This window comes from Bradyrhizobium sp. (genome assembly GCF_027451485.1).
GTDB lineage: Bacteria > Pseudomonadota > Alphaproteobacteria > Rhizobiales > Xanthobacteraceae > Bradyrhizobium.
In genome coordinates, this window is the sequence record NZ_DAIDJE010000139.1 from 96,030 (window position 1) to 103,003 (window position 6,974).

5 protein-coding genes are annotated in these 6,974 nt (G+C 60.7%); 1 reads left to right on the forward strand and 4 read right to left on the reverse strand.

Annotated elements, in window-relative coordinates; translation table 11 throughout:
- Window position 1: 1 nt before the first annotated feature.
- From NEZ08_RS18050 to NEZ08_RS18065, 4 genes are all read right to left on the reverse strand, one after another.
- A complete protein-coding gene (locus NEZ08_RS18050; protein ID WP_298109710.1) occupies window positions 2-1,402 on the reverse strand; it encodes a selenium-binding protein SBP56-related protein in 1,401 nt (466 codons plus the stop codon).
- Between the two features lie 397 nt (window positions 1,403-1,799).
- A complete protein-coding gene (locus tag NEZ08_RS18055; protein ID WP_298109714.1) occupies window positions 1,800-2,396 on the reverse strand; it encodes an aromatic-ring-hydroxylating dioxygenase subunit beta in 597 nt (198 codons plus the stop codon).
- Window positions 2,397-3,758: a Rieske 2Fe-2S domain-containing protein gene (locus tag NEZ08_RS18060; protein WP_298109717.1), complete on the reverse strand. Its 1,362-nt coding sequence runs from the start codon at window positions 3,756-3,758 to the stop codon at window positions 2,397-2,399. It lies immediately after the preceding gene.
- Window positions 3,759-3,782: 24 nt separating this feature from the next.
- Window positions 3,783-5,273, reverse strand: coding sequence for a glutamine synthetase family protein (locus tag NEZ08_RS18065; protein ID WP_298109720.1), 1,491 nt, complete (start codon window positions 5,271-5,273; stop codon window positions 3,783-3,785).
- Between the two features lie 116 nt (window positions 5,274-5,389).
- On the opposite strand from NEZ08_RS18065, the gene NEZ08_RS18070 reads away from it, so the two are divergent.
- A complete protein-coding gene (locus tag NEZ08_RS18070; protein ID WP_298109725.1) occupies window positions 5,390-6,328 on the forward strand; it encodes a LysR substrate-binding domain-containing protein in 939 nt (312 codons plus the stop codon).
- Window positions 6,329-6,974 lie beyond the last annotated feature (646 nt).

Sequence of the window (6,974 nt, forward strand, 5' to 3'; positions counted from 1 at the left end):
TTTAAGCCGACGGATAACAGAAAGAGTCGGTCGAGCAGTCCCCGCCCTCGAGCCGGATCTGATGAGGCCGATATCCGTCGGGACAATTCACCCAATAGTCGCTGGCGAGTTCGAGCCCACCGCTGGGGCCCGCGTTGGCCATCACGGCCGCCCCAGGCATTCCGTCGGGATAGAACTGCTTGTCCCATGTCGAGTAGAGCGAGTTCGTCCAGTAGACGCGTTTGCCGTCACGGCTGATTTCGACCATTTGCGGACCGCCCGCGTAAGCCTTGCCGCTCGGGTGCGGCGTGCGGCGTGCGATGCCGCCGATGTGCACGGAGCCAGCAAGCTTCGGCTTTCTGGGATCGCGGACGTCGTATTGCCGCATCTCGCCGGTGCCCCAGCAGGAAACGTACAGAAAGCGGTCGTCCATCGACAGGTCGATGTCGGTCACGAGCGGAGGCACCGCGCCAAAACCCTGCAGCAGCGGCGGCAGCTTCTCCTTCGCGGCCGGCTCGGGCGGGATGGTCGCGGTCTTTTCTGCGTGGAATTTTCCGTCCTCGCGCCACCAGGTGAAGATCGAGGCCTCGAGGTTCGTGGTGTCGACGACGACGCCGACAAAGCCGTATTCACGAACCGGATCGTGGGCGGGCCGCACCTCCAGCGCCATCTGATGGTTGGCGCCGAGATCGATGGTTTGCGTGTGACGCCGCTCCCGCAAGTCCCAGAAGTGGAGCCGGTGACCATATTTGTTGGCAAGCAGATCTTCGGCAACGATGCCGTTCTCGAACTGCGGCGGCAGCGCCCATTCGCTTGTCACCATGTAGTCGCGTGGCAGGTTCCACCAGAAGTCATAATGCAGCTTTTGCGGGCCTCGATCGATCTCCCAACGCCCGAGCACCTCGAATGTCTCGCAATCCATGATGAACACACCGGGAGGTCCCTCGGTGCCATCCTTTCCGCCGCCGCCGAGCGTGCTGACATAGATGCCTTCAGGCCCGCAATGGATCGTATGCGGCCGCGAGTAGCCGGTCTTCTTGAACACCTCTTCGGGCTCGATGATCTTGTGAATCCGTGCCTTGGTGGGATCGGGCTTGGTGTCCACGATATAGATCCGCGAGGAGCGGATTCCGGGAATGACGAGATAGCGTCGCTCGACGAAGGCGTGGCCTGCGAGCGGCGACAGCGCCGACGAGCAGGCGTTCCAGCCGAAGTGATGAAACTCGTCGCCCTTGTTCGGCATCACGACCGTGTGGACGATCTGACTATAGGTCTGCGACGACGGGTTGACGTCAACGACCGCGAGCGCGTCCGGCTTCGAAAAATCCGGACAGAGCAGCAGCATATAGGCGAAGTTTTCCGCGGGAGCTTCCATCGCCAGCCTCGGCGATGCATGAAACGTGGGATCCGGCCTCATTGTCATCAGATGCCTCCCTGTTTGCGCCGTGATGCCCTGTGAGGAAAACACCGGTTTGCGGCTGTTGGGTGGCAATATGCGCGATTCTGGTGGGCTGGCGCGCTGGATCGGCGCCCGATCCCGTCGGCGCCGGTTGTCGGGGTCGGGTGCCATCACCTTCGCAGATAAGTTCGCCAGCGAAAGCTGCGGGCGGCAGAACTTCCTTCCGATGGCCCGCAATGAACCCGAACCTATTGCACCGCACCGGACTGCGTTTCTGCGCTTTCGGGGTCGAGCAGAGATCAATCGGCTGCCAGCTTCGGCCGGACCGGTTGAAGATGACCCTTCTGAGACATGCTCTTCCGACGGCGTTTCCGCTTTGCGTCCAAGAGACGAGCAGAGAAACCCGCAACAGGAAGACTATTCACAAGATGATGCTGGGATTGCGGATACATTGATCACACTGAAGCAGATTCACCTGCTTGGCAGAAATCTTCCATTTCCCGTCGTACCTTCGGAAGCGGTGCCCGGCCCAACCGGCGAGTACCCGGGTTTCGTCGTCCCAGAACTCATTGATCATGAAGTTCGATCGCACGAGCTTCTGGTCCGCATTCAAGCAATCGAATACCTCGACATTCGACACCACCCGAACAGTCCTCGATGAGGGTGCCTGCGACCAGGCAAAGCCCGTCGACAGGCGATAGACGCGGTCTCCAAGCCTGCGGCGGTCATCGAACATCACGGCGATTTCGCTGCGCGGATCGCCTCCATTTGGAGTGCTCGGCACCCAATAGAAGCATTCATCCGCATAGCTCGCCATCCAGCCGGTGAAATCAAGCCTGTCGAGAAGGCGTGCCTCGCGTTCAACCAGTCGCCGGAAAAAATCACGCTCGGCAGGATCCTCGACCGTAGGCTCTTCGGTTCTGATGCGGTGAAAGTCCGCAATCAATTCCCGATAGGCCGCATCATCGACATAGTAGGAATAGCGTGCCGGATCACGGCTGAGGGAAGTCGTGCTCATCTAGGGCTCCCGACGAATGGTCAGCTTCGGCTGCGTTTTCATTAGACGTTTCCATTCTTTGATGTATTCGCGCATGAAGACTTCGTCCGTCGCCGGCCCCTTCAGCGTGCCATCTTCGAGCGTCTTGATGCGGCCGGGGATGTCGAGGCCCCGGTTCATGTAGATCCATTCGTCTTCCCGGCAGCGCAGACCACGCTGAATCTGTTCGAAGTTGGTGACGTCGTCGACTTCGCCGAAGTTCGGAAAACCTTCCTGCGTCCGCATCCGAAGGGTGTTGATATCGTTCAGCACGTCAGGGCCCATCGTGCCGTCAACATCCTCGATCTTGGTGCCGTACCAGATGGTGTCGGTCTCGTCGTACGAGATCGGCTGAAACACCTGGATGTGGTTGCCGAGCAGCGACAGGTTGGGAAAGATGTTTATGTTGACCGGCTCCGATCCCGCCAAGTCCAGAAACGACTCGGCCTTTGCGCCAAACCGGCTTCGCAGCTTCTCGGCGACGTGCTCCATGCCGGGGTGCAGCGATTCGATCGCCCAAAGGCCGCCCGTCCGCGGCTGCAAGTTCGGCCGCTTGTCCTTGAAGTGATGTCCGTTGCCCATGTACTGGATATACATCGGCTGCTCGTCGGGCGAGTTCTTGTAGTAGGACATGCCCTTCTCGGTCGCCTCGTCCTGAAAGCGGTTTTCCGTTTCGAGCAGCGAGCGGTGCGAATACAGCACATGGTAACCGTCGCCGGAATTGTCGTAGGCGAGCTTCCAATTCCCCTTGTACTTGATGCGATTGGCTTCGCAGACGATGATCTTTCCACCCGGGTTGCGATCGATCCACTCGTCCAGCGGACGCTTGATTGGCCCGAGATGGTCGCTCAGCGACGGCATCGCTTCGTTTAGCGTGGCGAAGATGAACCCGCGATAAGATTCCACCCGCGGCACCTGCGCCAGGTTGAATTTGGCATCATGTGCAGGATTTTCCGCGTAACCGTCGGGCCACGGCACGCCGCGCAGCTTGCCGTCGTTCTGGAAATTCCAGCCGTGATAGGGACACTGGAACGCGCGCTTGTTGCCTTTCTCGAAACGGCAGAGCGTCGTCCCCCGGTGGGTGCATCGATTGAACAGGGCGCGGATCACGCCCTCGTTGTCACGCGTGACGATGAGCGGACGCAGACCGAGCCTCGCCGTGATGTAATCATTGCGTTCCGGAATCTGGCTCTCGTGAGCGAGATAGACCCAGGTGCCGCCGAACACGGACCGCATCTCGGCTTCGAAGATGGCGGGATCCGTATAAAGCGACTCATGGACGCGGTCCTCCTGGACCAGGTCATCCCAATCATAGGCTTGCGTGCGGCGTTCGATGTGGGTCATGGGTCAGCACCCCGCAGAAGTGGGCTAGAAAAAATCAAAATACTCGTTCTGCTCCCAGTCCGTGATCTCATCGCTCGACGGATCCAGGCTGTTGGCGGCGACGAACTCAGCGAAGCGGTCCGCCTCCTTGCGCTTCAGCGCGAGATAGTAGTTTACGAACAGGTCGCCCATCTCCCGGCGAAACAGCGCAGATTGCGAGAGGCTGTCGAGCGCCAATGGCAAACTCTTCGGCAACCTGGTGCGATCCGTGCTGTAGGGATCGGTGTCCGGCGCACCCGGATCAAGTGAGTTGTCGATACCATCGAGGCCAGTGATGATCTGCGAGGCAACGTAGAGATAAGGATTGGCCGATGGCTCTCCCAAACGGTTCTCGATCCGGGAGGCAGGATCGCCAGGCTCTCCCAATATCCTCAGCATCACGCCGCGATGGTCATTGCCCCAGGCCAGCCGGTCCGGCGCGAGCGAATTGGCGCGGAAACGACGGTAGGCATTGACGGTGGGATTGGCGAATACCGTGGCGGGAATGCCGTGAGCTAGCAAGCCGCCTAAATAAGACATGCCCAGGCTGGAAAGCGGAATGCCGCTTTCGCTCGGCGTGAACGCGTTGGCCCCGGCCGAATCGACGAGAGATTGGTGCAGGTGCCATCCGCTCGAATAGAGGCCCTTCACTTTCGGGCGGCACATGAAGCTTGCGAGATAGCCCATCCGTCGCATGATCTGCCGCGTGGCGGTACGGAAGAGCAGCAAGTTGTCGGCTGCGCGGAGGGCATCTGCCGGCCCGAAGGTGCACTCCACCTGGCCGGGTCCCCATTCGTTCTCGAAGGATCGGACAGGTAGATCCAGAGCTTCGTAAGCGCTTGCCAATCTCGCGATCGGCTCGTGCATGAGATCGAAGCTGGTTTCCGAATGGAACGAGTAGCCGGGCTCGACAGGATAGGCGCGTAACGCACGCCCCTTGATTCCCGGTGCGCCGAGATTTTGCTCGGTCAGTCGATCGTCGGCAAGGCGAAGCAAGTACCACTCCACCTCCAGACCGACGACGCTGCGAAGACCACGGCCGTTGAGACGCTCGACCTGCTTCCTCAACACGTGTCGCGGTGAGAAATGGAATGGCCGTCCCGATGTGAAGTAATCGTCGCACAGCACCCAGCCGACGGTCGGTTCCCACGGCAATACCCGAAAGGTGAAGGGGTCCGGGACGATGATCAGGTTGGGCGACCCGGTCATCTCCTCTAGTCCCAGGCCGCCGCCGCGGGTGAATGATGAGAAGACCCGGGCCCCGGACGCGTCGAGCGTCGCCGTCGCAACATTGATGTTGTAGCCGTTCGTCATGGCGCCGCGAAAGACCTCGGAGGTAACGGTTTTCGCGCGCGAGACCCCGTGCGGATCGCTCCAGGCCACGCGCACCAGCTTGACGCCGTCCTTGGCGATCCGGTCGGTCACCTCCTTCGATCGTGCGCGCTGGTCCTCGGTCCAAAGGCCGTGCTTGTCGATGAAACCGGAACTGCTGGACATGAGACCTCTGATCGATCGGGTGGGCAGCCTCGGACTCGCTGGCATGATCACCAGGATGGTATATTAAACAAATGCCGTGTTCGTCACATCTTATGATTTAACTGGTATGTTTTGAGATGCCGTTCTCGACGGTGCAGCGGGAGCCGCTGATCAACCGCCTCCGCCTATCGCAGCTAGCGTTGCTGGCGGCAATGGATCGAACCGGCACGCTCAGCGCGGCCGCTCGCGAGGTCAATCTGACCCAGCCCGCCGCGTCGCGCTTGCTGCGGGAGCTCGCATCCGATCTCCGCGTCGTGCTCTTCGAACGCGTCGGACGCACCTTGCGGCCGACCGCGGCGGGACGCGCCCTGATCCGCCGGGCGGTCGGCTTCCTGGCGGAGCTCGACCGTACGCAGGATGAAATCGAGGCGATTCATGACGGCCTGGTCGGAACGGTTCGCCTCGGGGCCGGCGTCAGCTCCTGCTATGTCGTCGTCCCGACCGCGCTCAAGCTTCTGATGGAGCAGTCTTCGGAAATCGCTGTCAACATCCGGGAAGGCGCCATGGACGAGTTGCTGGGGCGCTTACGCACTGGTCAGATCGATCTTCTGGTCGGCCGGTTTGGCCACGAGCAGGACTTATCCGACGTCAAGACCGAGGATCTCTATCGGCCGAGTGTCGTGGCCGTTTGCGGGGTCAAACATCCTTTGGCCTCGCGTCGATCGCTCGATTGGGATCAGCTCTACGAGCAGCCATGGATTTTTCCCGAGGCCGGCACCGCGATGCGCTCGGCCATCGAGTCTCACTTTCGTAAGACCAAGCGGCGTCCGGCCAAGGCGTCGGTTGAATCATCCTCGATCCAGGCCAATGTCGCGCTTCTCAATTCGTCGCGCTTGATATGGGTCCTGTCGTCCGACGTGGCGGCGTATTTCGCTAAGCTGGGGGCGCTGCACGTCCTGATGGTGGAGCAGTTGCCCGCGCCTGGAGCTTTCGTGCTGGCTTGGCTCGTCGGTCGCCGATTGTCCCCTGCGGCCGAGAAGCTTGCCGACTGTCTACGGGCAGTAGGAACGCTCTAGCTGAAGATGCTTGGCGATCATTGCTGCGCAATCTGAGACTGCACGGCGAGCGATTCCACCTTCTGCGTCCTGGTTTGCGCCCAACAGATGCACCTCCGTTTCGCCTCTTGTGCCCTTCGCGTCGTTTGTCTTCTCTGTACAAAGCCATCACGAGCGAAGCGTACACCTGCGGCACCGAGACCTCCGGCACTTATGATTACGCCCTCCTCAAGGGAAAGAATCCCCTTGTGCCTTCGGGCAAATCACTGGCACCTCTTTGCCCGTCTCGCGCCCTTTCACGAGGGGCGTATCACGGACGTTGGGCGCGGGATGCGGTTGTCTAGTCGCTGCTGGGGCGTCAAGCATATAGTTTCAATGAACGCGCAATGAACCTCCGGACCGGTGACGGAAGCCTCGGCTCCTCCTGCGGGGGTTGTTCGGCGAGCAGACCCGCGCCTGCAACTCCCGCGAGACTAGCGAGCCGACCAGCCGCTCATTCGCAGCGGATTCCAGGCACCCTCGGCAGATGAAGCGTTTTCCCCTGCGGAACTTCCGCGGCCCCTGCACGTTCGCTCATTCAATTTCGAACATTGGAGGAGACGACATGCGTAGACATTTGATGCTATCCACCGCTGCCGTTGGGCTGATGCTGGCCTCGGGCCTGGCG